The sequence below is a fragment of the Ideonella lacteola genome, assembly GCF_038066555.1.
GTDB lineage: Bacteria > Pseudomonadota > Gammaproteobacteria > Burkholderiales > Burkholderiaceae_C > Ideonella > Ideonella lacteola.
Map to the genome: position 1 here is coordinate 1 of NZ_JBBUTG010000005.1, position 21732 is coordinate 21732.

The following is a 21732-nucleotide window of genomic DNA, read 5'->3' on the forward strand; positions in this document are numbered from 1 at the left end:
AAGGTCGACTTCAAGAAGAAGTTCAACGCCGATGTGCAGATCTACGCCCCGTACGTCTATGACGCCACGATGGTGATGGTCGACGCCATGGTCAAGGCCGGCTCGGCCGACCCGAAGGTTTATCTGCCCGCACTCGCTAAAACCAGTGGTTATAAGGGCGTGACCGGAACCATCGCTTTTGATGATAAGGGCGACATCAAGAACGGGGCACTGACGCTTTTTACCTACAAAGCAGACAAGCGCGAGCAGATCGCAGTCGTCCGCTGAGAAAGGCTTAGGCAGAATTCGGGTTCCCCCCTAACGAGAGGAAAGAAGACACATGAAAAAGCAAATCGCGCTCGGCCTCCTGGCCGCTGTGGCCGCCGGTGGCGCCTTCGCCCAATCGTCGGTGACCGTGTACGGCCGCCTGAACGTGACCGTCGAAAGCGTGAAGCACGGCGATGAAGATCGCCAAGGCGAAGTTAACAACAACTCGTCGCGCATCGGCTTCAAGGGCACGGAAGACCTGGGCGGCGGCTTGAAGGCTGGCTTCCAGATCGAGCATGGCTTCGACCCGACGACGGGCACTGCCGCGTCGACCTTCTGGGGTCGTCAAGCTGAAGTCAATCTGGCTGGTAATTTCGGCCAGATCCGCTTGGGCACCTTCACGCCTGACTCGTACTATGCAACGTCCGACTACATCGGCATGCACAACCACGAGACCGGTGACTCGTCGGATGCGCTGTACGGCTTCAGCACGTATGTGACGCAGAACAAGGTCGGCTACGTCACGCCGAACCTGAGCGGCTTCCAAGCCTTCATTTCGGTGGCCGAAGGCGTCAACAACCCGGATCCGACTCCGGACCTGAAGAAGACCTGGGACCTGGCGGCTTATTATGATGCGGGCCCTCTGCATCTGGGTGCCGGCTATTCAAAGCGTGATGAAGAGAAGCAGTTCGCTGTGCGCGGCTTGTACGAGTTCGGCGCATTCACCGTGGGCGGCTTGGTTCAACGCGTGAGCGAGCCTGTCATCGGCGACCGCACCTACTTCCGCGTGTCCGGTATGTACGCGTTCGGTGCCAACGAGCTGCACCTGAACGTCGGTCGCACCGGCGAGTACAGCGACCTGAAGGACACCGACGCCCTGCAATGGACGGTTGGCTACAACTACAACCTGAGCAAGCGCACCAAGGTCTACGGCTACTACACGAAGATCGCTGATGACTCGGGCATCTACGGTGGCGATTTCAACGCCTTCGCCCTGGGCATCCGCCACAACTTCTGATCTGACGTCAGTCGATCGATCGTGAAAGCCGCGCCGGGCAACCGGTGCGGCTTTTTCATTTGGGGCCCAGCCCCGCCACTCACCATGCAGCAGACCATGCATCCCCGCCGCCGTCTCCAGTGGTTCGGCATGCGCTCGCGGCACGTTCCTCAGAGCGCCAGCGCTGCCTGGGCCTTCGTGATGTGGACTGCCGCCGCTTCCTTTGGCGGAGCGGCTCTGGGCGCCATCCAGCCTCGGCCGGTGGATCTGAATCTGGCCAATCAGGCGGAACTGGAGATGGTAAAGGGCGTCGGGCCGCAACTGTCGGACCGCATCCTGGCCGAGCGCGAGCACGGGCGCTTTATTGATTGGGCCGATTTCATTGAGAGGATGAAAGGCATCGGCCCGACGCACGCGTCGCGCTTGTCTGCCGCGGGCATGCGCATCCGCGGCGAACCCTTCGTGTCGCGCCCCGATCAGGCGGGCAGCGGCGCAGCGTCTGAACCCCGACTGAAGTAGCTGACCGACTCGGGCATGATGGGGTCGATCACTGCGGACGCATGACGTCTGGCTGCTGCCTGCTCACCAGGGTGGCCGTCCTCGCCCCGCAAAGCCCAGCCAAAGAAGGAGGCCACCTCGTCACGACGCGCCATCGTGTCGCTCACGCCCAACGCCATCAATTCGCGGGTGTAGTCCGACTCGAACAACAGGTAACTGGCCAGCGCTGCGCCACGTGCGTCGTTGCCTTGCCCGCTCACGCCCACACCTCGCAGCAGCGTGCGGATGGTCAACGGCAGTGCATCCAGATGGCGGGCGGCGATGTCATCCAGGCGCTGGCTGGGCGCGATCAGCAACACGTCGATGGGGCGCAGCGCACTCTTCTCGCGAGCTTCTGCGGGCAGCAGTTGCAGCGTCCTGTTGATGCGCTGTAGGCGCTCGACGTCCACGGCCAACGCATCCAAGAAGATGTTCGACAGCGCATGCCCGGCGATCTGCGCCATCGTGGGGTACTCGGCGCTCACATGGCGCTTGCCCGGGGGCTCATGCATGCGCCCTGCCCCCACCACCAGGATGCGCTCGGCGCCCAGGTGAATCGCCGGGGAAATGGGGGCGGCCTGACGCATCGACCCATCGCCGAACCACTGAGGCTCATCGTCGATCATCAGCTGCTTGGCGGGAAAGACGAACGGAATCGCCGATGACGCCAGCAGATGGGGCAACCCGATGTGGTCACGCACCGCTCGCCTTTGCGATCGAACCCAGGCCGGGACCTCTTCGGCGGCGTTGTAGAACGTGACGTGCTCACCCGATGAATAGCTCGACGCACTGACGGCCAACGCCTTCAAATGCCCGTCGCGAATCAACTCGGGGATGCGCTCGAGGCGCACCATCCGCTCCAGCAGGCCGGCGAGCGGCGTGTTGTCCAGCAGCGAACGCGGTTTGAGCCTGCGCCAGCGGGCAATGACCCATCCGATGGACATCATCGTCAGCCAGCGTGCTCCCGTGCGGATGACGCCGATCGAATCAGAGCGGTAGACCTGGTCCGCGTGGAAGCCCTGCCAGATCGACACCAACTTGTCGACGCCGCGATCGAAGTCGTCGGCATCTCCCGCCAGCGCCGCGGCGTTGATGGCCCCCGCCGAGGTGCCGGTGATCACGGGAAAGGGGTTGGTGTCGGGCACCACACAGGCCCGGCGGATCTCCGCCAGAGCCTGCAGGACGCCGACTTGGTAGGCCGCGCGGGCACCGCCGCCGGTGAGGATGAGTCCGGTGACGGGTGGCGTCTTCATGGTGAGGCCAGTCTAGGCCGGCCCTCACGCCCGAAAAAGCCCCAATTGAGGGGAAACCGAGCACCTATTGCACAGGGGACATCCCCTTGTGCAGAGGACGACGGTGATTCAGTCGTGGTCATGGCCACGTCCGCGGCCATGCGAATGGTTGTCGTACACCGGGGCCGGCGCCACATGTGTGCGGTACCAGGACTCCTTGACGAAATACACCGGCACGCCGCAGGCGTTGTAGCGGTGACAGTGACGCGACCAATGGCGCTGATGGCCCGGTGGCACCCACAGGTACACCGGCTGAACCGGCTGGGCCACCACCACGCGCGGTTGGCGCACGACAACCGGTTGAGCCACGACCACTTCGGGTTGCGGGAAGCGACCAATGTCGATGCGGCCGTGAACGCCAGGCTGACTGACCGAAATGGACACACCCACATCAGCCGCCTGGCTTGCAGGGCTGATCAGTAGGCCCGCGAGACCGGCAGCCGCCAACACCAGGCTGCACATCGTCGCGCGGACGACTGGATGAGTCGAAGAGCTTTTGTTCAGACTGGACATGATCGATGGGCCGGCTACAGCAATACAAGTTCACATTGGAACGCAGCACCCACCCGAACGGTTGGCCGATGAACGCGGCAGAAACTAACTATTACCAGTGGGTATCAGCTGTACACCACTGTTGCCTTGCCGTCATGAGCCACCTGGCGCCACCGCGCCAACGCCTGATCACTCGGCCAGATGCGCCCCGCCGCGCCAAGATCCAGCTCGGCCGTCGCGCCGGCACGCTTGAGCATCAGACGGACGCTCAAGCCCTGAACCAGTTCGCCCTCCTCCGCCTGCTCTACCTTGGCGGGGAAAGTGCGAACGAGCTCGGCCACGGGCGCCGCTCCACCATTCACCTCGACGGCCAGGTGTCGGCCGAAGCGCGCACGCGCGCCTGCCAAATCCCATACCTGATTGACGTTCAGCCTGAGCCCTCCCGAAAAGCGGTCCGGTTGAACCTTGCCCTGAACGATGATCAGTTCATCTTCACGCAGGGCATCCCGGTGCGCGTCGAGCAGCTCCTCGTTGACCACCGCCTCGATCGGCTCGCTGCAGTCGTCGAGCTTGAAGATGCCGACGCGGCCGCGCGTGCCGTTGATCACCCGAAGCTCCGTCACGATCCCCGCCAGCAATTGCGGGTCGCGTGAATCGATCAGATCCGCCACACGTCGAGGGCAGAAGCGCCGCACCTCAGCCTCGTTTTCATCGAACAAGTGGCCCGACAGATAGAAGCCGATGGCCGTTTTCTCCAGGCTCAGCTTTTCCCGCACCGACCACGGTTCGGCCGGCACCAGCGGTGGCTCTTGCGTATGCGAGCCGTGGGCCGAGTCATCACCGAAGTCAAACAAGCCGCCCTGGTTGGCGTTGGCCGCCTGCGTCTCGGCCCATTCGAAGGCCAAGCTCACGCTCGCCAACGTCGCAGCCCGATCGGGATGCAAGGTGTCGAACGCACCGGCCTTGATCAGGGCTTCGACCACCCGCTTGTTGCACTTGCCCTTGTCGACGCGGGAACAGAAGTTGAACAGGCTGGTGAAAGGCCCCCCCTCCTCGCGCGCCGCCACGATCGCCTCGATCGCGCCTTGGCCCGTGCCCTTGATCGCCCCCAGGCCGTAGCGCAGCTTCTTGCGGCCCTCGGGGCCAGGCATCGGCTCGAACCGATAGACCCCGGAGTTGACGTTGGGCGGCTCGAACTGCAGCTTGAAGTTCTTCGTTGCATCGGCGAGCAGCACCTTGAGCTTGTCGGTGTCGCCCAGTTCGATCGTCATGTTGGCCGCGAAGAACTCGGCCGTGTAGTGGACCTTCAGCCAGCCTGTGTGATAAGCCAGCAATGAGTAGGCCGCAGCGTGTGACTTGTTGAAGCCGTAGCCCGCGAACTTCTCCATCAAGTCGAAGATCTCGTCGGCCTTGGGCTGATCGATGCCATTGACCGCGGCTCCCTTGCGGAAGATCTCGCGGTGCTGGGCCATCTCCTCGGCCTTCTTCTTGCCCATCGCGCGGCGCAGCAAGTCGGCGCCGCCAAGGCTGTAGCCGCCCAGCACCTGGGCGGTCTGCATCACCTGCTCCTGGTAGACCATGATCCCGTAGGTCTCCGACAGCACCTTCTCCACCAAGGGGTGGGGGTACTCCACCTCTTCGCGGCCGTGTTTGCGCGCCACGAAGCTGGGGATCAGGTCCATCGGCCCCGGCCGGTACAGCGCGTTCAGCGCAATCAGGTCTTCCAGGCGCGATGGTTTGGCATCACGCAACATGCCCTGCATGCCCCGCGATTCAAACTGGAACACGGCTTCGGTCAAGCCATCGGAGAAGAGCTTGTAGACCGCACGGTCGTCCAACGGCAGCTTCTCATAAGCGAAATCCTTCTGATCGGGGTAGCGGGCGACGATGAAGTCTTTCGCCAACTCGAGGATGGTCAGCGTGGCCAGTCCCAGGAAGTCGAATTTCACCAGGCCGATGGCTTCGACGTCATCCTTGTCGTACTGGCTGACGGCGGAATCGCTGCCGGGCTGCTGGTACAGCGGGCAGAAATCGGTGATCTTGCCCGGCGCGATCAGCACGCCCCCGGCGTGCATGCCGATGTTGCGCACCATGCCTTCCACCCGTGCCGCCAACGACAGCAACTCGGCCACCTCTTCCTCGGCCGCTTCGCGCTGCTCCAGTTCGGGCGCCTCCTGGCGCGCGTAGATGACGCCGGGATCCGGCTTCTCCGGCACCTTGGCCAGCGTGACCGTCTTGCCTGGCGGCGCGGGAATGAGCTTGGCGATCGAGTCCACATGGCCAAAGCCCATGCCCAACACCCGGCCGATGTCGCGCAGCGCCGCCTTGGCTGCCATCGTGCCGAAGGTAGCGATCTGGCTCACCGCCGGCCGACCGTACTTCTCTTTGACGTAGTCGATGACCCGGTCGCGGTTGCCTTGGCAGAAGTCGACGTCGAAGTCAGGCATCGACACCCGCTCCGGGTTCAGGAAGCGCTCGAACAGCAGGTTGTATTGCAGCGGATCGAGATCGGTGATCGACAACGCATAGGCCACCAACGAGCCCGCGCCCGAGCCCCGGCCCGGGCCCACCGGGCACCCGTTGGCCTTGGCCCACTTGATGAAGTCCGACACGATCAGGAAGTAGCCCGGGAAGCCCATCTTCAGGATCGTGCCGATCTCAAACTCCAGCCGCTCGACATAACGTGGGCGTTCGGCATCACGTTGGGCGACGTCTGGGAACAGCAACTCCAGCCGGCGCTCGAGCCCTTCGAACGATTCCTGCCGGAAGAAGGCGTCGATCGGCATGGGGGTGCCATCGTCCTGGATCGGTGTCGGGAAATCCGGCAGCCGTGGCTTGCCGAGCACCAGCGTCAGGTTGCAGCGCTGCGCGATGGCCAGCGTGTTGGCCACCGCCGAAGGGATGTCGGCAAACAACGCCTCCATCTGGCTCTGGCTCTTGAAGTACTGCTCACGGCCAAAACGCTTGACTCGCCTCGGGTTGGCCAGCGTCTCGCCTTCGGCGATACACACCCGCGCCTCGTGGGCCTCGAAGTCGTCAGGCGTCAGGAACTGGACGGGATGGGTGGCCACCACGGGCAGCCTGAGCTCGGCCGCCAGCGGCACGGTGGCTCGCACCAGCGCCTCCTGCTGCGGCAAGCCGGCGCGTTGCAGCTCCAGATAGAAACGGCCCGGGAACAGCCCGGACAAGCGCTCGGCAGCCTGCCGGGCGCGTGCGGTGTCTCCCGCCAGCAGGGCCATGCCCACCGCGCCGTGCTCGGCGCCCGACAATGCAATCAGGCCTTGGCCCAACTCGGCGAGCCATTCCCAGGTGACCCAGGCCTGTGCACGCTGCACGTTGCGCGTCCAGGCACGGGCCAGCAGCTCACTCAGATTGAGGTAGCCCTCGCGGCTTTGCACCAGCACCAACAGGCGGCTCGCCGCCTTGTCGCCCGCCTCGACCGGCTCAACCCACAGATCGGCACCGAGGATGGGCTTGACGCCCTTGCCCCGGCAAGCCTTGTAGAACTTGACCCCGCCAAACAAGTTGGCCAAGTCGCTGACGGCCAGGGCCACCTGGCCATCGGCGGCCGCTGCCGCGGCCACATCGTCGACGCGCAGCGTGCCGTCGACCACAGAAAACTCAGTATGGGTGCGCAGGTGAACAAACGGCATGCGGCATTCTACGAAGGCGCCTCCCTGGCCAACCGCTGCGCGGTCAGCCGCCCTCAGCCGCACTCAGCCGCAACACACCGTCTGTGCGTCCTGCGCATCCGGCGCACCGGGCTGTCGCTAGACGGCCCGGGCGATCGACGTGAAGACCAAGGGGGGTACTGCAGAGTACGGCCCCGAGTACATCACTGAGCGCAACGTCCGATCGGCACGTCTGCCGGCGAGCCCGTGCCCGCCACCTGCTCGGCCGTCAACGTCACGCAGCGTGGCAGTGATTGAACGCCTGCCCCGCTGACCACCAGTTGTGTCACGCCCGCGGGCGTGCCAGCCTTCAGCGTCAGCTTCACCGTGGAGGGCTTCTTCTGCTGAACACCGGTGTTGTCCCAGTTGAAGGTGCGGGCATACCGAACGGTGTTGCCGGTGGTGAAACTCACGATTGGGTAGTTTTCGTCGGACTCGGCGTCGTCGCCATAGCCACTGCCCGCCGAGACGCCGTTCATGCGCAGGCCGGTCAAGGTGAATTGGCCGTTGCCGTCGTAGTGCAGCGATTGCGGTACCGGCTTGGCCTTCTTGGGCGCCTCGCCATCGGGCGTGTAGATCCACACATCGCGGGTGCCATACGAGAACATCATCTGGCCATTCGGGAGCATCAGCATGTGCGTCAGGTAGGCCGGGAAGCTCATCGCCTGCGGGAACGCCGGCGACACCGGGTTGATGGTGTTGGCCACCGGGTCGTAGTCGAAGAGCTGGGTCGGCGCTTCGAATGGGCCCTGCGTCGGCGCGGCGTCCGCCGCCAGGATGACGTGGCCGCTGGGCAACTCGGCGGCGGGGGCGTCGTCGGCCCCGAACAGCACCTTCTTGCCGTTCAGGGTGCCCATGATGTCCGGGCCGGCCAGCCAGTTGTTGCTGCCCACTTCGTAGATCGCGGTGTGGCCGGTTGCACCGATGAACAGCACCTTGCCCCGGTTGTCCGCACTGCGCAGGGTGAGCGCCGGGCCGGTCTCGTAGCCGAGGAACTGGCTGCTCAGTGCCGGAATCGTGCCGGTGGAGCCGCCATCGCTGGGGCTGCGGCTGGACCAGGTCTGCGACTTGGGATCGTAGGCTTCGGCGTAGGCTCCGTTGGCCGAGATGCTGTGGAACAGATCGTGGGTCAGCACCTTGCCATCGGGCAGCTTGACCCAGGTCTCTTCGTCACTGGTCTCGTCGCTGTAGATCTTGCTGCCGCTTTGCTTCCAGGTCTTCTTCTTCAGGTCGTAGATGAAGCTGGTGTTGTGGGACAGCGAACCGGCCAGGATCTTGTTGCCGTTGAGCAGCATCGAAGGCACGTCACCGTAGTTCGACTCGGGGTGCGGCGCGATCGGCGTCCATTTGTTGGCCAGGGTGTCATACACCTCGCCGGTGTTGATCCAGGTCGCGTCGAGGTTGGGGCCGCTGTATTCGCCGCCCAGCACCCAGACGTTGCCATCCGGCGTCACGTGGCTGGCGAAGTAGACCCGGCCGGTGCCCATGCGAGCCACGTCAGACCACGTGCCGTTGGCATAGCTGCCGTCGGCCGCGGGCGTGAGCTTGCGCCACACGGTGCCGGGCAGATCCTGGCTGTGTGCCAGCACGGTGCCGTCGGTCAGCAGCATCAGCAGCTCGATGGTGCCCGACGGGGCGTTGCTGAGCTTGGTCCAGGTGGCCGCCTGGGCCAGCGGCGTCAGCGCCGACACGGCAGCCACGGCACAGGCACGCCGCACCCACTTCTTTCTCGAGGCCAAATCAATCATCACTCAATCTCCAGCGCCCATCACGATGGCTAGGGCGCATCACCAGGAACACCCCGTCCCGGCGGGTAGGGGTGGACGAGCGCTGGAGTATCGAGACGGGGCCGGCCCGTGGCGAGGGGGCGGCGTGGTGTCAATGCCGAGCGATGACGATTCTTGTCAATGCGACAACGAATTCACACACCGGCCCGCTGAACGGTGGCGTTCAGTGCGGCACGCAGGGTATCGGCGCTGTCCGCCAGATGGCCCCGCGCTTCGACAGACAGGTCAGCCCTTCGGCTGGCGGCCGTGATGCGCTCCAGCAAGGCGCGCGCATCCTGGCGAAGCAGGCCCCGGGCATCGGCACGGCTGGTGGACGAGGGCCGGAGCAGCAAGTTGGCCAGGCGAGACAGATGCTCGCGCTGCAGTTCGCGGCGGGCCACGGGGATGTCGCCTGGCCGAGCGAGGTCAGACCAGATCTCTCCCGTCACGCGCCGGTAGAGCTCGCCCACGCTGAATGCCTCCTTCGGCGAATCGGCCTTGGCCTGCGCATCGAGCAGCCGAGCGGCCAAGCCTTCACTCATCAGCTGGTTCAGCAGCGCGCGCTGCAGGTCGAGCAATGCCGCCCCGGGGGAAAAATCGGTCGGCACGGGGTCCACACCACCGAAGCGCTCGAGGTAATCGGGCGCCAGCTTGCGCGCCAACGAAGGCGACACCCGGAAGCCTTCGGCCGACAGGAAGGTCTTGGCCAACGTGTCAAGCGCATCGCGCTGCACCGCGGCCGGCACCGGCTGCAGCGGATCGCGGCCGCTGCCCGGGAAATCGCGCAGGGTGCGCAAGCCGCCGATCTGGCGCGCCAGCACGCCGGCGGCACGGGTGGCATCACGCAGCGCGTAGCCCAGCGCTCGACGCAGCACGGTGTAGTCTTCTGTCGGCTTCAGGATGCGTCGCTCCTGCCGCTCGAACAGGTCGCGTGCGATCGCGATGCGCTTTTTCGCGAACACGAGCGGGTCGTCACCCAGGTCGAAGACCAGCGTCTCCGGGTCGTAGCCCAGGAGGTTGTCCTCATCGGTGCCGTACGCCAAGAGCGGTTCGGGTGATCGAGCGGCAATACGCTGCAACTCGGCCTCCTGCTCGGCCGCAGGCATCTCCGCCGGGAACGGCTTGTAGGCGTATTCGATGGCCCAGTAGTCGTACGGGCCCAGCGTCGTCTGGAATGGCGCAGGCACCGGCTCGCCGGGGCGGCCGAGGTTCACCGGCGCGTACTCCATCACCGAGCCGGCAAGGCTGTGCGTGCGGGTGAAATCGGGGTCCGACAGCTGCCGATCGCTGTAGATGCGCGACGAGCGGAAGTTGTGGCGCAGGCCCAGCGTGTGCCCCACCTCGTGCATCGTCACGTCGAACAGATAGGCCTGCACGAAGGCCTCTGCCTCGGGGCTGGCGGGGTCGATGTCGCCACGCGCCGACAGCACGTCGAGCGCGTAGTTCAGCTGCTCAGCAGCCATCGCGCCGTGCTGGCAGTGCAGCGCATCTTCACCATGTTGGAGCAACGCCGCCAGCCGCTCTCCGCCGTCGGCCTGCAACAGTTCAGACGCGTCTGCCAGCGGGCGCCCGGCGAGCACCTGCGAGCGTTCGGTACGGCGATTGCGGGACGACAGACTCTCGATGCCGATGTCCGCGTCCAGGATCTCACCCGTTCGCGGGTCGACATGGCTGGGGCCGATGGCGCCGAAGGCGGGGTCGGCGTTCGTCATCCAGCGGATCGAGGCGTAACGCAGGTCGAGCGTGTCAAAGGCCGCGTCTTCGGGCTGCTGCTGTACGACGATCGCGTTCTTGAAGCCGATGCGCTCGAATGCGGCGTTCCAGGCCAGCACGCCCCGGGTGATCGCGTCGCGGTAGCGCTCGGGCACATCGCGGTCGATCCAGTAGGTGATGGGCTTGACCGGCTCGGACAACTCCACCGTCGGGTCTTTCTTCTCCAGGCGCCAGCGCCGCACGTAGTGGCGATTCGGTGTGCGAACCGTGTCGTTGCCGAAGTCGAGCACCGTCGTGTTGAAGTAGCCGACGCGCGGGTCGGCCTTGCGGGGCGCCATGGGCTGCGCCGGCAGAGCCGCCAGCGAATAGTGCAAGCCGAGGAACATGCTGCGCGGATCGGGCAGCGTGTTGGGCAGGATCGGCACGGGCGCCGTGCTCGGCGCGCCGGGCACAGGGCTGGCAAGACTGGCCGTGCTGAAGTGCAGGTTCACGTCCAGCGTGACCGCGTCCGCATCGGTGCGCACCTGTGAGAAGGCCGAATTGCGGCCATCGAACCCGTAGTTCTGGCGGTAAGTGCGTTGCAGCTGGATGCCCAGCCCCATCAAGTCGGCCACGAAGATCGGGTTGGCCTCGATGAGGATGGCCTTGGAATCGGGATGTGCCTGGCTGGCCACCGGAACGCTGCCGAGCAGGCTGTCTGAAAACGCGTGTGCCACCGAGCGTGCCTCGGGCGAGCCTGCGGGGGCGATGTAGCGCTCGTTGCGGGCCACCAGCATCACCTGGTTGTGCACCCGACGGAACTCGACGATCTGCGGCCGGCCCCCGTATTGCAAGCCCAACATGCTGCCGCCGAAGATGGCCTGTTCACCGATGCCGTTCGACAGCTTGGGCGACAGGAACAACGGCTTGTTGAAGTCGTCGGGCTTCAGCTCGAACCAGACCTTTTCGTCTTTCTGCCAGACCGGCAGCAAGCCGTCGGAGCGCTTCGCGTCCTTGATCACCGCCGCAAATGCCGGCTGGCTGCCAGCAGCCGATGCCGGCGAGGGGCTGGCAGCCCCGGGCTTTGGCGCCGAGGGCGCCGCCACCGGGGCGCCGGGGATGGACGCCCCAGAGGCGGAGGCCGCCTCGGCGGGTGCCGCCGCAGCCGCAGGGCTGGCGGCGGGCGCGGGCCCGGCCGCCGGGGCCGTGGCGGCCGGTGGCGTCGAGCACGCGACAAGACTCAGCAACAGGCTGGTCGACGAGAAGACGATGCCTGCACGGTGGCGAAGATTCGGATCGGCAAAGACAGGGAGCATGGGCGAGGAAGAGACGCGTCACCAAAGAAACAACGCGGCACCGATTGCTCGGTGCCGCGATGGCTGCGTGGCGATTGTGCCCCGCCAGGGGGAGCAGCGACGATCCGTGGACACCCAGGATGGTCAGAGCTCACGGGCGCGGCCGTTCACCGCACCATTGGATCGAACTCAGTTCTGGGAGTTCGGCCCGTCCTTGCGATCGTGATGATCGCGGCGGCGCTCGGGCTTGTCCTGCTGGCGATCCTGGCGCTCGGGTTGGCGCTGCTCGGCCTGCCGCTCGTCACGCGGTGCGACGCGAGGTTGCGGCTGGGGTTGCGGTTGCACCTGAGGCTGCGGTCGCTGCACTTCGCGCTGTTCGCGTTCACGCTGCTGGAATCCCGGCACCTCGCGGCCTTCACGCCCGTCACGCACGTCTCGCCCATCACGCTCACGTTGGTTCTGGAAACCCGGCACCTCGCGGTGCTCGCGCTCACGCTGGGGCTGGAAACCCGTGGCGTCTGTCTCGCGGCGGGGCTGCGGCACCCCCGCCTTGCCAGGATCACGGTCCGGACGATCGGCACGGTCATCGCGGTCACGCGGGTTGGCCGTGTTGCCCGGGTTCGTGAGCGGCGGACGCGCCACGTGCGGACGCCCACCTTCACCCTGGCCCGCCGGGCTCGGTTGACCCGCCTGGGGCCGGGCCACCGGGTTGGCGTTCGGGTTCGGATTGCCATTCGGCGAACGGTCGTCGTCGCGACCGTTGGCCTGCGGGCGGTTCGGCGCCATGGGGCGCCCCTGCTGGGCGTCCTGCGGACGAGCGCCCGGCGTGCCAGCGGGGCGACCGTTGCCGTCCTTGCCGTCGGCCTGCATCTCGCGCATCGCCGGCGTCGTGCCACGCGGCGGCGGCGGGGTCGCATCACGGTCACGGCGGCCGGGTTGCACCACCTGGCGCGGGGCCAGCGAGGCATTCGCCGGCGTCGGCGGTGCGACCTGGGCCACGCCGCCACGCTGGTTGTGCATCACCCGCATCACGTCGGCATCGGCGGGTCGGGCCGCGGCGTTGACAGCCTGGCGACGGGTCAGCACATCAGAAGAGACCACGGTGACGCCACCGGCCACGCCGGTGTTGCGGTACACCACCGGGCGCGACGGACGCACCTGGTTGATCACCGTCACGTGGGTGACGTTGACCTGCTTGATGTAGGTCGGCGAATAGCGGTAGGTCGGGTAGTACTGCTCACGCGGGGCCAGGGGCACCCAGCCCACCGGCTGACCACCGCCGACGTGGACGGAGACGCTGAAGTTCGAGCCGCCCACCCAGGCCACCATCGCCGGCGCATAAACCGGACGGCGCACATACGTGCCCGGGGCCCAGCACCAGCGGCCTCCCCAGTGCACCCAACGACCGTAGTGGAACGGCGCAAAGCCCCATGACGCGTCATCGACCCACGTCCAGCCCCACGGACGAACCCAGGCCCAGTGGCCGTAGCGGTACGGTGCCCAACCTGCCACCACGGTGGTGGGGTACCAGATCGCGCCGTATTCGGGGTGGCTGCCCCATTGGCCATTGCGGTCCAGGTCGTCGGCACCCGTCATTTCTGGCGAAATCGGGCGCTGCGCGGCATAGCGCTCGTCGCGCGAGTCGTCGCGACGCACCCACTGCTCGAAGTCGTCACTGGCGGGCGATGCCCAGTTGTAGTGGGTGCGCCGATCGCTCGGATCGATCCACAGCTCGGCCCGCTGGCCGGGGCGCAGCGCCAGCTGGCTGTCTTGGGATTCGAACTCCAACTCGCCCTGCGTCACACCGGCCTTGCTGCCCCGCTCGTCACGGTCGATGCGGTAAAGGCCCGCGGCGCGAGGCTGAAATCGGCCCTCGGCGGTGGAAATCTGGAACTCGCGCGCCACCTCGGGCTCGCGAACGCGTACCGAAGCGGCGCCGTCGTGCAAGGTCAGCTCGATGCGGTCGTCGTCCAGGCGGTTCACTTCCAGGTCGCTGCCCTGGTCGATGCGAACGATCGTCGATCCGATCTGCAGCTCAACGCGCGAATCCCGGTCGGTCGCGATCCGGTCGGCGGTGGTGATCGGTCGGTTGTTGCTGGCAGATTGCCATTCGCCTTGGCCCGCTTCCAGGAACCAGACCTGGCCTTTGGCATCGGCCAGGCGACCGACGCGGCCGGGGGGATCGTCTTCAGCGTGAGCGGCCAACGAGGCGAAGCCCAGCCCTCCTGCCATCAGCACAGCTGCCAGGCCTTTGGCGGCGGCAGCCCAGCGATGTTTCCAGATGTTCATAGCTTGATCTCCAGACTCTTCCAATTCCACAACGCCCGGCCGGCCCATTTGGCTGACGTCACAGTGTTTCTGTCTTGTAACTGGCAGGCCATCCCATCAATCGTCCGACGACGGATCGAGCCCCGGGAACAGGACGCTGGTGTAGCCGAGCCGGGTCAGGTCTCTCATGCGGGTGGGGTACAGCCGGCCAATGAGGTGGTCGCACTCATGTTGCACCACCCGTGCGTGAAAACCCTCAGCTTCGCGGTCGATCGGGCGGCCGTGCTCGTCGAAGCCGGTGTACCGGATACGCCGATAGCGCGGCACCACCCCGCGCAGCCCAGGAACCGACAGGCACCCCTCCCACCCCTCCTCCTCGCCCAACTGGCCCTCGGCGTCGGCCAGCGGCGTGATCACCGGGTTCAGCAGCACCGTTCTCGGGACGGGCGGCGCCTCGGGGTAGCGTTCACTGCGGTCAAAGCCAAAGATCACGAGTTGCAGATCGACGCCGATCTGCGGGGCGGCCAGCCCGGCGCCGTTGGCCGCGGCCATGGTGTCGAACATGTCCTGCACCAGCCCGAGCAGCTCGGGCGTGCCAAATGCGGTGACTGGCGGTGCCACGCGCAGAAGGCGCGGGTCACCCATCTTCAGAATCTCTCGCACTGCCATGGTCGTGGATTGCTCGGTGGTGCCGGGAAGTCGGGCATTATGTGGCGGCCGCGCGGGCGGCCACCTGGCGCCGCGTATCTGCACGGGTGGCTCGACCCAGGGCAATTCACTTGCCCAGCGCGGGCTGGCGGATCCACCAGCCTAGACTTCATGACCACGACCACCCCCTACATCGGCCTGCTCAGAGGCATCAACGTCGGCAAGGCCAAGCGCATGCCGATGGCCGGGTTGAAGGCGCTGGTCGAGTCGCTCGGCTACAGCCGGGTCAAAACGCTGTTGAACAGCGGCAATGTCGTCTTTCATGGGCCACCGGGCCAAGCCGCACGCGCCGCGCGCGACATTGAAGCCACGATCCCTGCGGCCTTCGGCTTCAGCTCGAAGCTGACGGTGCTGGACGCTGCCCAGTGGGCTGAGCTGCTCTGCGACAACCCGCTGCTCGACCAGGCGAGCGACCACTCTCGCCTGCTGGTCATCGTGTGGCGGCATGCCCACGCCCGAGAAGCGGTGCTGGCGTTCGCCCGCCAGGATTGGTCGCCCGACCAATGCGCCACAGGGCGGCATGGAGCCTATTTGTGGTGCGAGCAAGGCATCCTGGCCAGCCGCGCCGCCGTGGCACTCGACAAGCAACTGCGCGACGACGTCACCACCCGCAACTGGGCCACGGCGCTGAGGATCGCCACGCTGCTGCAATCTCCGACCACCTGAAGATGGACGAACCGCTCTATTTCGACACGCCCGCCCTGCTGCGAGCCTGGTTCAAGAAGCACCACCACCGCGCCAGCGAATTGCTGCTGGGCTACTGGAAGGTCGGCACCGGCCATCCGAGCGTCACCTGGCCTGAATCGGTGGACGAGGCCCTGTGCGTGGGCTGGATCGACGGGGTGCGCAAGCGCATCGACGACGAGCGATACACCATCCGTTTCACCCCGCGCCGGCCCGGCAGTGTGTGGAGCCAGGTCAACGTGAAGCGTGTGCCCGAATTGATCGCCGAAGGCAGGATGCAGCCGGCAGGGCTGGCGGTGTTTGAAGCCCGTGGCGAGCAGCACGCGCGCGGCTATTCATTCGCCGATCGGGCGCAAGAGTTTCCGCCGGAGATCGAAGCACAATTCCGTGCGGCCCACCCCGAGGCCTGGGCCTTCTTCGAGAAGCAGCCCCCCGGCTATCGCCGGGCCTGCATCCACCATGTCACCAGCCCCAAGACAGAAGCGACACGGCAGAAGCGGCTGACTACCCTGATCGAGGATTCGGCCGCCGGCCGGCGGCTGGGGCACACGACGAAGTACTCCGGCAAAGGCTCCGACGACACTCGCTAACCGGCCAGCAGCGCCCTCAGCCCATCCTCGTCCAGCACCTCGACACCGAGCTCACGCGCCTTGTCGAGCTTGCTGCCCGCTTCGGCGCCGGCGATGACGTAGGTCGTCTTCTTCGAGACCGAACCACTCACCTTGCCGCCGGCGGCCTCGATCAGGTCCTTGGCCTCGTCGCGGCTGAGGGTCGGGAAGGTGCCCGTGAGCACCAGCGTCTTGCCCAGCAGCGGGCGAGGCGCGTCGCTGGCGGTGCCTTCCTGGTCGGGCCAGTGCACGCCGCACGCCCGCAGTTGCTCCACGATTTCTCGGTGGTGCGGCTGCTCGAAGAAGTGGCGGATGCTCTCAGCGACGATGGGGCCGACGTCGTTGACCTCCAGCAGCTCCTCGACGCGCGCATCCATCAGCCGATCGATGTTGCCGAAGTGCCGCGCCAGATCCTTCGCCGTCGTCTCGCCCACCTGTCGGATGCCGAGGCTGAATAGGAATCGACCCAGCGTCGTGGATTTGCTCTTCTCGATCCCGGCCAGCAGGTTCTGGGCACTTTTTTCGCCCATCCGCTCCAGGGCCGTGAGGTTGGCCAGGCCCAGGCGATAGAGGTCAGGCACTGTCTTCACGATGCCGCCGTCGACCAACTGATCGACCAGTTTGTCGCCCAGACCTTCGATGTCCATGGCCCGTCGGCTGGCGAAGTGCAGCAACGCCTGCTTGCGCTGCGCCGGGCAGGTGATGCCACCGGTGCAACGCCAGTCCGCCTCGCCCTCCTCCCGCTCGATCGGGCTGTGGCAGATCGGGCATTGGCCGCCCAGCCGCTTGTACAGGTCGAAAGGCTCGCCCACATCGGCCGGCCGCTTGTCCACCACGATGCCGACCACTTCGGGGATCACATCGCCGGCCCGCCTCACGATGACCATGTCGCCGATGCGCACGTCTTTCCGACGCGTTTCGTCTTCGTTGTGCAAGGTGGCGTTGCTGACCGTCGTGCCGCCCACGAACACCGGCTCGAGCTTGGCCACCGGCGTGAGCTTGCCGGTGCGGCCGACCTGGATGTCGATGTCCAGCACCCGGGTCATCTGCTCTTGCGCCGGGTACTTGTGGGCCACCGCCCAGCGCGGCTCTCTGCTGACGAAGCCCAGCTTCTGCTGCAGCTCGCGGCTGTTGACCTTGTAGACGACACCGTCGATATCAAAGGGCAGTGCATCGCGCTTGTCGGCGATGCGCTGATGAAACTCGACCAGTCCTGCCGCTCCCGGCGCCACCGTTCGATCGGCGTTCACCGGCAGTCCGAAAGCGGCGATGGCGTCGAGCAGGCTGCTGTGGGTGGCGGGCCGTTCCCAGCCTTGCACGTCGCCGAGGCCGTAGGCGAAAAAGCTCAGCTTCTTGTCGGCCAGCGACCGGTTGTCGAGCTGCCGTACCGCACCCGCGGCGGTGTTGCGTGGGTTGATGTAGGTCTTGGCGCCCTTCTCGCGTTGGCGCTCGTTCAGGCGCTCGAAGTCATCGCGCCGCATGTAGACCTCGCCGCGGATCTCGATCACTGGTGGCGGCGTGTGGCCCATGAGGCGCAGGGGAATCTGGCCGATCGTGCGGATGTTGTGCGTCACGTCCTCGCCCGTCTCGCCGTCGCCCCGCGTGGCGGCCTGCACCAGCACACCACCTTCGTAGCGAAGGTTGATGGCCAGCCCGTCGAACTTCAGCTCGGCGGCGTATTCGACCGGCGGGTCAGCCTCGGTCAGGCCGAGTTCGCGGCGCACCCGGGCGTCGAAGGCCTCCGCGCCTCCCGCCGTCGTGTCGGTTTCGGTGCGGATGCTCAGCATCGGCACGGTGTGCCGGACCGGCACCAGCCCGGGCAACACCTGGCCGATCACCCGTTGCGTGGGTGAATCGGCGGTGCGCAGCTCGGGGTGAGCAGCCTCGATCGCCTCCAGCTCCTGGAACAGCTTGTCGTACTCGGCATCCGGGATCTCCGGCGCATCGAGCACATAGTAGAGGTGGGCGTGGTGATTGAGCTGGGCGCGCAGCGCGGCGGCGCGCTCGATGGTCTGGGGGGCAGCGGATTCAGGCATGCGCCGCAGTTTACGTAGACCGGGCGCCCTCACTCACGGCGCAGCCACGCCGAACAAGGCCGCCGCATTGCCCCAACCGATGCGCTGGGCCGTGGAGGGGTCCAGCCCGCCCAGCCAGCGACGGGCATCTGCCATCAGGCCCTCGTAGGCGGCCCACCGTTCGTTGACCCAGGTGTCCGAGCCGATCACGAAGCGATCGGGCTGGTCGGTCAGCAGCGCGCGCCATTCCACCGTGAGGCGGCCCTGGGCATCGGTGAGCCCGGGGCGGTATGACAATTCGCCCATCAAGCTGGGGTGAGCCGCCAGCAGGGCGCGCACCCGGGCCACCGGCACACCGCCGATGCCGGTATGGGCCCAGATGATGCGGGCCGATGGCGCATGCGCCAGCAGCTTCTCGATGGCCACATCGTCCACGTGGGCCAGCACCACGAGCTGCCTCTGCTGGGCCAGTTGCATCAGGCTGCGGGCCACCGGGCCATCCGCGTTGCCGCTGTCGTACAGGTGGAACTCGCCCAGCCCGCGATAGGGGCCCGCGGCTGTGCCCGCCTTCAGCTCGGCCTCCACCATCGCTTCGATGGTGCGGTCGCGGAACCAGTTGGTGTAGTCGTCGCGGTTCCGGTAGAGGCGAATGAAGGGGATGACCGTGACGCCGGCCTCCCTGGCCAGCGGGCTGGCCGCGAGCGCCTTGGTGCCGTCGTTCGGCCGGCTGTTGGCGACGATCGCGCTTACGCCGGCGCGCTTCATGCGCTGGAGCACATCGGCCACCGGATAGGGCCCCTCGGCGGCTTCGACGTTGTAATGCAGGTGCGCATCGAACAACGGGCCGGCATAAGGCGGGGGCTCTGCCGCCGGCGCCTGGGCCCACGCGCCAGCGGCGGCACACAGCAGCAGGCCACACATCAGCTCCCATGCGGTCGACGTTCTCATGCTCACTCCTGCTGCGCGCACACCACCTGGGCCCGGCCAGCCTGCTTGGCCCGATACATCGCCCGATCTGCGCGATCAATCAGCGCCGGCAAGGGCTCGTCGGCGCCTTTGAACGCGGCCACCCCCGCCGAAAAGCTCAGGCTCAGATCGTTCGGCAGTTGGGTCAGCCGCATGCCGCTGACCCGGGCCTGCAGCCGTTCGGCGCAGGCCACGGCCTCGGCGGCCGCGGTGGAGGGCAGCAGCACCAGAAACTCTTCGCCTCCCCAGCGCGACAACGCATCCACCTCGCGCAGGCTGCCGCGGGCGAGCTCGGCCACAGCGCGCAAGACCTCGTCGCCAGCGGCGTGGCCGTGCACGTCGTTGATGCGCTTGAAGTGGTCGAGGTCGATCATGATCACGCTGCAAGGCGTGCCGAACCGGGCACTCATCGACAGGGCCTGGGCCAGTCGGCCCATCATCGCGCGGCGATTCAGGCAGCCGGTCAGTGCGTCCTGGGTGGCGAGCAGCCGGTTCTGCTCCAACGCGGCTTCCAGCTCGGCCTTGTGACGCCGGGCGCGCTCACGCAAGCGTGCCAGGCGCGCGGTGAGGATGCACACGCCCGACAGCATCAGCAGCAACATGCCGAAGTTGATCTTTTCCACCGTGATCACCTGGGGGTCGCCGCCGCTGTGCACCACCCAATACAGGCCAGCCGCACCGAACCACAAGAGCGTGAGTGCGGCCGCCACGATGAGTTGCCTCACCGTCAGCCCGAACATGCCGAACATCAACACCACCGCCATGATCGGCAACGCCGCGCTTCGCACCGGCCCGGCGAGCACATAGGCCATGGCGCCGCAAGCGGTGGCGAACAGCATCTGGAACATCGCGATCGACGGGTCGCGCCAACGCAGGCTGATACCGCTGCGCACCACGGCGAACACCGCCACCATGCCGCCGAGCGCGAGGGCCGTCCATGGCCAGATCCAATGATGCAAAGGGCCCTGCGCATCAGCGCCGGCATGCAACAGCAGCACGCAGCCGACCATGATGACGTTGGCCAACGCCGTCTGGCCCAGGCGCAGACGCTGCCGGGGATCCTTGGTGAACACCCAGTCGGACAGCCGGCTGGCAGGGGCGCCCTCGTCGTCCGACGGGGCCGCAGCTTCGCGAGGCGCTGGCGGCGGCTCAGGACGATTCATGGGCAGCAGGCGCCCCGGCACCCGTGGGCTGTCGCGTGATCATCACCTGATCCACCCGGTACCGGTCGACATCCATCACCTCGAATCGCCAGCCCTCCCAGGCCACGTGGTCGGTGCGCTTGGGGATTCGCCGCAGCATCACCATCAAGAAGCCGGCCAGGGTGTCGTATTGGCCGGGCTGCGGCCAGTCGTCGATGCCCAGCGCGCGCTGCAGATCGGGCACGGGCGTGCTGCCGTCGGCCAGGAAGCTGCCATCGTCTCGCCGGATGATCTGCTCTTCATCGTGTGGCGCGACCATCGCGCCCATCACCGTGCTCATCACGTCGTTCAAGGTGATGACGCCCACCACCAGGCTGTACTCGTTGACGATGACGGCAAAGTCTTCGTGGGCGCTGCGGAACTGAGACAGCATCTCGGCCAGGGTCAGCCGGTCGGGCACGATCAGCACCTTCTTGACCAGGCCCGCGTCCGAACAGGCCTTGAGGCTCATGGGTTGGTTCAGCAGCACCCGCTGAAAGAGATCCGTCGCGTCGATGTAGCCGAGCACCTCGTCGATGCCCTCGCCGCACACGAGATAGGTGGAGTGAGGCGTCTCGGCCACCCGGTTGCGCAACAAGGCATCGTCGTCGTCCATCGAGAGGTAGACGATGCGCTCGCGGGTGGTCATCGCGGTTTCCACCGTACGCGTATCCAGCTCGAACACGTTCTCGATGACCTGTTGCTCTTCGCTCGCCACGGCACCGGTCAGCGCGCCGGCCGCCGTCAACGCCAGGATGTCGTGGTGGGTGACCCGGTCGTCCCGCTGCATGGGCAACCCCAATACGCGCGAGAGGCCATCGGACAATCCGTTGAACACCCACACCAGGGGCTTGAGCAGCGTGGTCAGCAAGCTCATCGGCCCCACGGTGCGCATGGCCAGGCGCTCGGGGTCGTTCATGCCCAACCGCCGCGGCACCAGGTCAGCCAGCACGATGAACAGCGAAGTGATCGACAGGAACGACAGCGCGAAGCCGATCGTCTGCGCCCGATCCGGCTCGGTGACCAGCCTCAGCAGGGCGGCGAAATGCGGCGTGAGCACACCTTCACCCACGATGCCACCCAGGATGGCGACCATGTTGAGACCGATCTGCACCACCGTGAAGTAGTGGCCGGGAGACTCTTGCACGGTGATCACCCGCAGCGCCCGGTGATCGCCATCGTCGGCGAGCCGGCGCAGGCGCAATCGGCGCGCCGCCGCCATCGAGATCTCAGCCACCGAGAAGAACGCGGCGCCCGCGATCAGCAGCGCGATGAGAAGCAAGTCGGTGCCCATGCCGGCAGCATACGGCCTTC

General features: G+C 66.4%; 15 protein-coding genes and 1 pseudogene. 5 read left to right on the forward strand and 11 right to left on the reverse strand.

Translation table 11 applies throughout. The features are described from left to right. From AACH06_RS10105 to AACH06_RS10115, 3 genes and pseudogenes are all read left to right on the forward strand, one after another. Positions 1–267 (forward strand): annotated as a pseudogene (locus AACH06_RS10105) (branched-chain amino acid ABC transporter substrate-binding protein); the annotation flags it as partial. A gap of 52 nt (positions 268–319) precedes the next feature. Continuing rightward, positions 320–1264 carry a porin gene (locus AACH06_RS10110; protein WP_341425548.1) on the forward strand — a complete coding sequence of 315 codons (945 nt, stop codon included), beginning with the start codon at positions 320–322 and terminating at the stop codon, positions 1262–1264. A 240-nt stretch (positions 1265–1504) separates the two neighbouring features. Beyond that, positions 1505–1762: a ComEA family DNA-binding protein gene (locus tag AACH06_RS10115; protein WP_341425549.1), complete on the forward strand. Its 258-nt coding sequence runs from the start codon at positions 1505–1507 to the stop codon at positions 1760–1762. Here AACH06_RS10115 and AACH06_RS10120 read toward each other — a convergent pair. From AACH06_RS10120 to def, 7 genes are all read right to left on the reverse strand, one after another. Then, complete coding sequence (locus AACH06_RS10120; protein WP_341425550.1) at positions 1720–3033, reverse strand: patatin-like phospholipase family protein; 1314 nt, start codon at positions 3031–3033, stop codon at positions 1720–1722. The genes AACH06_RS10115 and AACH06_RS10120 overlap by 43 nt on opposite strands. Before the next feature lie 108 nt (positions 3034–3141). Further along, on the reverse strand, positions 3142–3381 hold the full coding sequence (locus tag AACH06_RS10125; RefSeq protein WP_341425551.1) for a hypothetical protein: 240 nt from the start codon (positions 3379–3381) through the stop codon (positions 3142–3144). A 308-nt stretch (positions 3382–3689) separates the two neighbouring features. Further along, the gene (gene dnaE / locus AACH06_RS10130; protein WP_341425552.1) at positions 3690–7217 is read right to left on the reverse strand and encodes a DNA polymerase III subunit alpha; all 3528 of its coding nucleotides are present in this window, start codon (positions 7215–7217) and stop codon (positions 3690–3692) included. Positions 7218–7399: 182 nt separating this feature from the next. After that, positions 7400–8983 carry a Kelch repeat-containing protein gene (locus AACH06_RS10135; RefSeq protein WP_341425553.1) on the reverse strand — a complete coding sequence of 528 codons (1584 nt, stop codon included), beginning with the start codon at positions 8981–8983 and terminating at the stop codon, positions 7400–7402. A 173-nt stretch (positions 8984–9156) separates the two neighbouring features. Continuing rightward, positions 9157–12009, reverse strand: a complete 2853-nt coding sequence (locus tag AACH06_RS10140; protein ID WP_341425554.1) for a zinc-dependent metalloprotease — start codon at positions 12007–12009, stop codon at positions 9157–9159. Positions 12010–12177: 168 nt separating this feature from the next. Continuing rightward, the gene (locus AACH06_RS10145; protein WP_341425555.1) at positions 12178–14277 is read right to left on the reverse strand and encodes a DUF6600 domain-containing protein; all 2100 of its coding nucleotides are present in this window, start codon (positions 14275–14277) and stop codon (positions 12178–12180) included. Positions 14278–14373: 96 nt separating this feature from the next. Then, positions 14374–14925 (reverse strand): peptide deformylase, encoded by a 552-nt coding sequence (def, locus tag AACH06_RS10150; protein WP_341425556.1) that lies wholly within the window; start codon positions 14923–14925, stop codon positions 14374–14376. 150 nt (positions 14926–15075) lie between these two features. Here def and AACH06_RS10155 point away from each other — a divergent pair, with 150 nt between their 5' ends. Together AACH06_RS10155 and AACH06_RS10160 are read left to right on the forward strand one after the other, a co-directional pair. After that, a complete protein-coding gene (locus AACH06_RS10155) occupies positions 15076–15630 on the forward strand; it encodes a DUF1697 domain-containing protein (RefSeq protein WP_341425557.1) in 555 nt (184 codons plus the stop codon). A gap of 2 nt (positions 15631–15632) precedes the next feature. After that, the gene (locus AACH06_RS10160) at positions 15633–16238 is read left to right on the forward strand and encodes a YdeI/OmpD-associated family protein (protein WP_341425558.1); all 606 of its coding nucleotides are present in this window, start codon (positions 15633–15635) and stop codon (positions 16236–16238) included. On the opposite strand, the gene ligA is transcribed toward AACH06_RS10160, so the two are convergent. The 4 genes from ligA to paeA are packed head-to-tail and all read right to left on the reverse strand — an operon-like array spanning position 16235 to position 21712. Beyond that, the gene (gene ligA / locus AACH06_RS10165) at positions 16235–18292 is read right to left on the reverse strand and encodes an NAD-dependent DNA ligase LigA (protein ID WP_341425559.1); all 2058 of its coding nucleotides are present in this window, start codon (positions 18290–18292) and stop codon (positions 16235–16237) included. The genes AACH06_RS10160 and ligA overlap by 4 nt on opposite strands. A 33-nt stretch (positions 18293–18325) precedes the next feature. Continuing rightward, positions 18326–19219 carry an amidohydrolase family protein gene (locus AACH06_RS10170; RefSeq protein ID WP_423222007.1) on the reverse strand — a complete coding sequence of 298 codons (894 nt, stop codon included), beginning with the start codon at positions 19217–19219 and terminating at the stop codon, positions 18326–18328. Positions 19220–19221: 2 nt separating this feature from the next. Beyond that, positions 19222–20400 (reverse strand): GGDEF domain-containing protein, encoded by a 1179-nt coding sequence (locus AACH06_RS10175; RefSeq protein ID WP_341425560.1) that lies wholly within the window; start codon positions 20398–20400, stop codon positions 19222–19224. Then, a complete protein-coding gene (gene paeA / locus AACH06_RS10180; protein WP_341425561.1) occupies positions 20387–21712 on the reverse strand; it encodes a polyamine export protein PaeA in 1326 nt (441 codons plus the stop codon). Before paeA ends, AACH06_RS10175 begins: the two co-directional genes overlap by 14 nt. Positions 21713–21732 lie beyond the last annotated feature (20 nt).

Excerpts from the sequence above, each read along its gene's own strand:
- AACH06_RS10110 (WP_341425548.1), top strand. The coding sequence starts at position 320 with ATGAAAAAGCAAATCGCGCTCGGCCTCCTGGCCGCTGTGGCCGCCGGT.
- AACH06_RS10120 (WP_341425550.1), bottom strand. The coding sequence starts at position 3,033 with ATGAAGACGCCACCCGTCACCGGACTCATCCTCACCGGCGGCGGTGCC.
- dnaE (WP_341425552.1), bottom strand. The coding sequence starts at position 7,217 with ATGCCGTTTGTTCACCTGCGCACCCATACTGAGTTTTCTGTGGTCGAC.
- AACH06_RS10135 (WP_341425553.1), bottom strand. The coding sequence starts at position 8,983 with ATGATTGATTTGGCCTCGAGAAAGAAGTGGGTGCGGCGTGCCTGTGCC.
- AACH06_RS10140 (WP_341425554.1), bottom strand. The coding sequence starts at position 12,009 with ATGCTCCCTGTCTTTGCCGATCCGAATCTTCGCCACCGTGCAGGCATC.
- AACH06_RS10145 (WP_341425555.1), bottom strand. The coding sequence starts at position 14,277 with ATGAACATCTGGAAACATCGCTGGGCTGCCGCCGCCAAAGGCCTGGCA.
- def (WP_341425556.1), bottom strand. The coding sequence starts at position 14,925 with ATGGCAGTGCGAGAGATTCTGAAGATGGGTGACCCGCGCCTTCTGCGC.
- AACH06_RS10155 (WP_341425557.1), top strand. The coding sequence starts at position 15,076 with ATGACCACGACCACCCCCTACATCGGCCTGCTCAGAGGCATCAACGTC.
- AACH06_RS10160 (WP_341425558.1), top strand. The coding sequence starts at position 15,633 with ATGGACGAACCGCTCTATTTCGACACGCCCGCCCTGCTGCGAGCCTGG.
- ligA (WP_341425559.1), bottom strand. The coding sequence starts at position 18,292 with ATGCCTGAATCCGCTGCCCCCCAGACCATCGAGCGCGCCGCCGCGCTG.
- AACH06_RS10170 (WP_423222007.1), bottom strand. The coding sequence starts at position 19,219 with ATGAGAACGTCGACCGCATGGGAGCTGATGTGTGGCCTGCTGCTGTGT.
- AACH06_RS10175 (WP_341425560.1), bottom strand. The coding sequence starts at position 20,400 with ATGAATCGTCCTGAGCCGCCGCCAGCGCCTCGCGAAGCTGCGGCCCCG.
- paeA (WP_341425561.1), bottom strand. The coding sequence starts at position 21,712 with ATGGGCACCGACTTGCTTCTCATCGCGCTGCTGATCGCGGGCGCCGCG.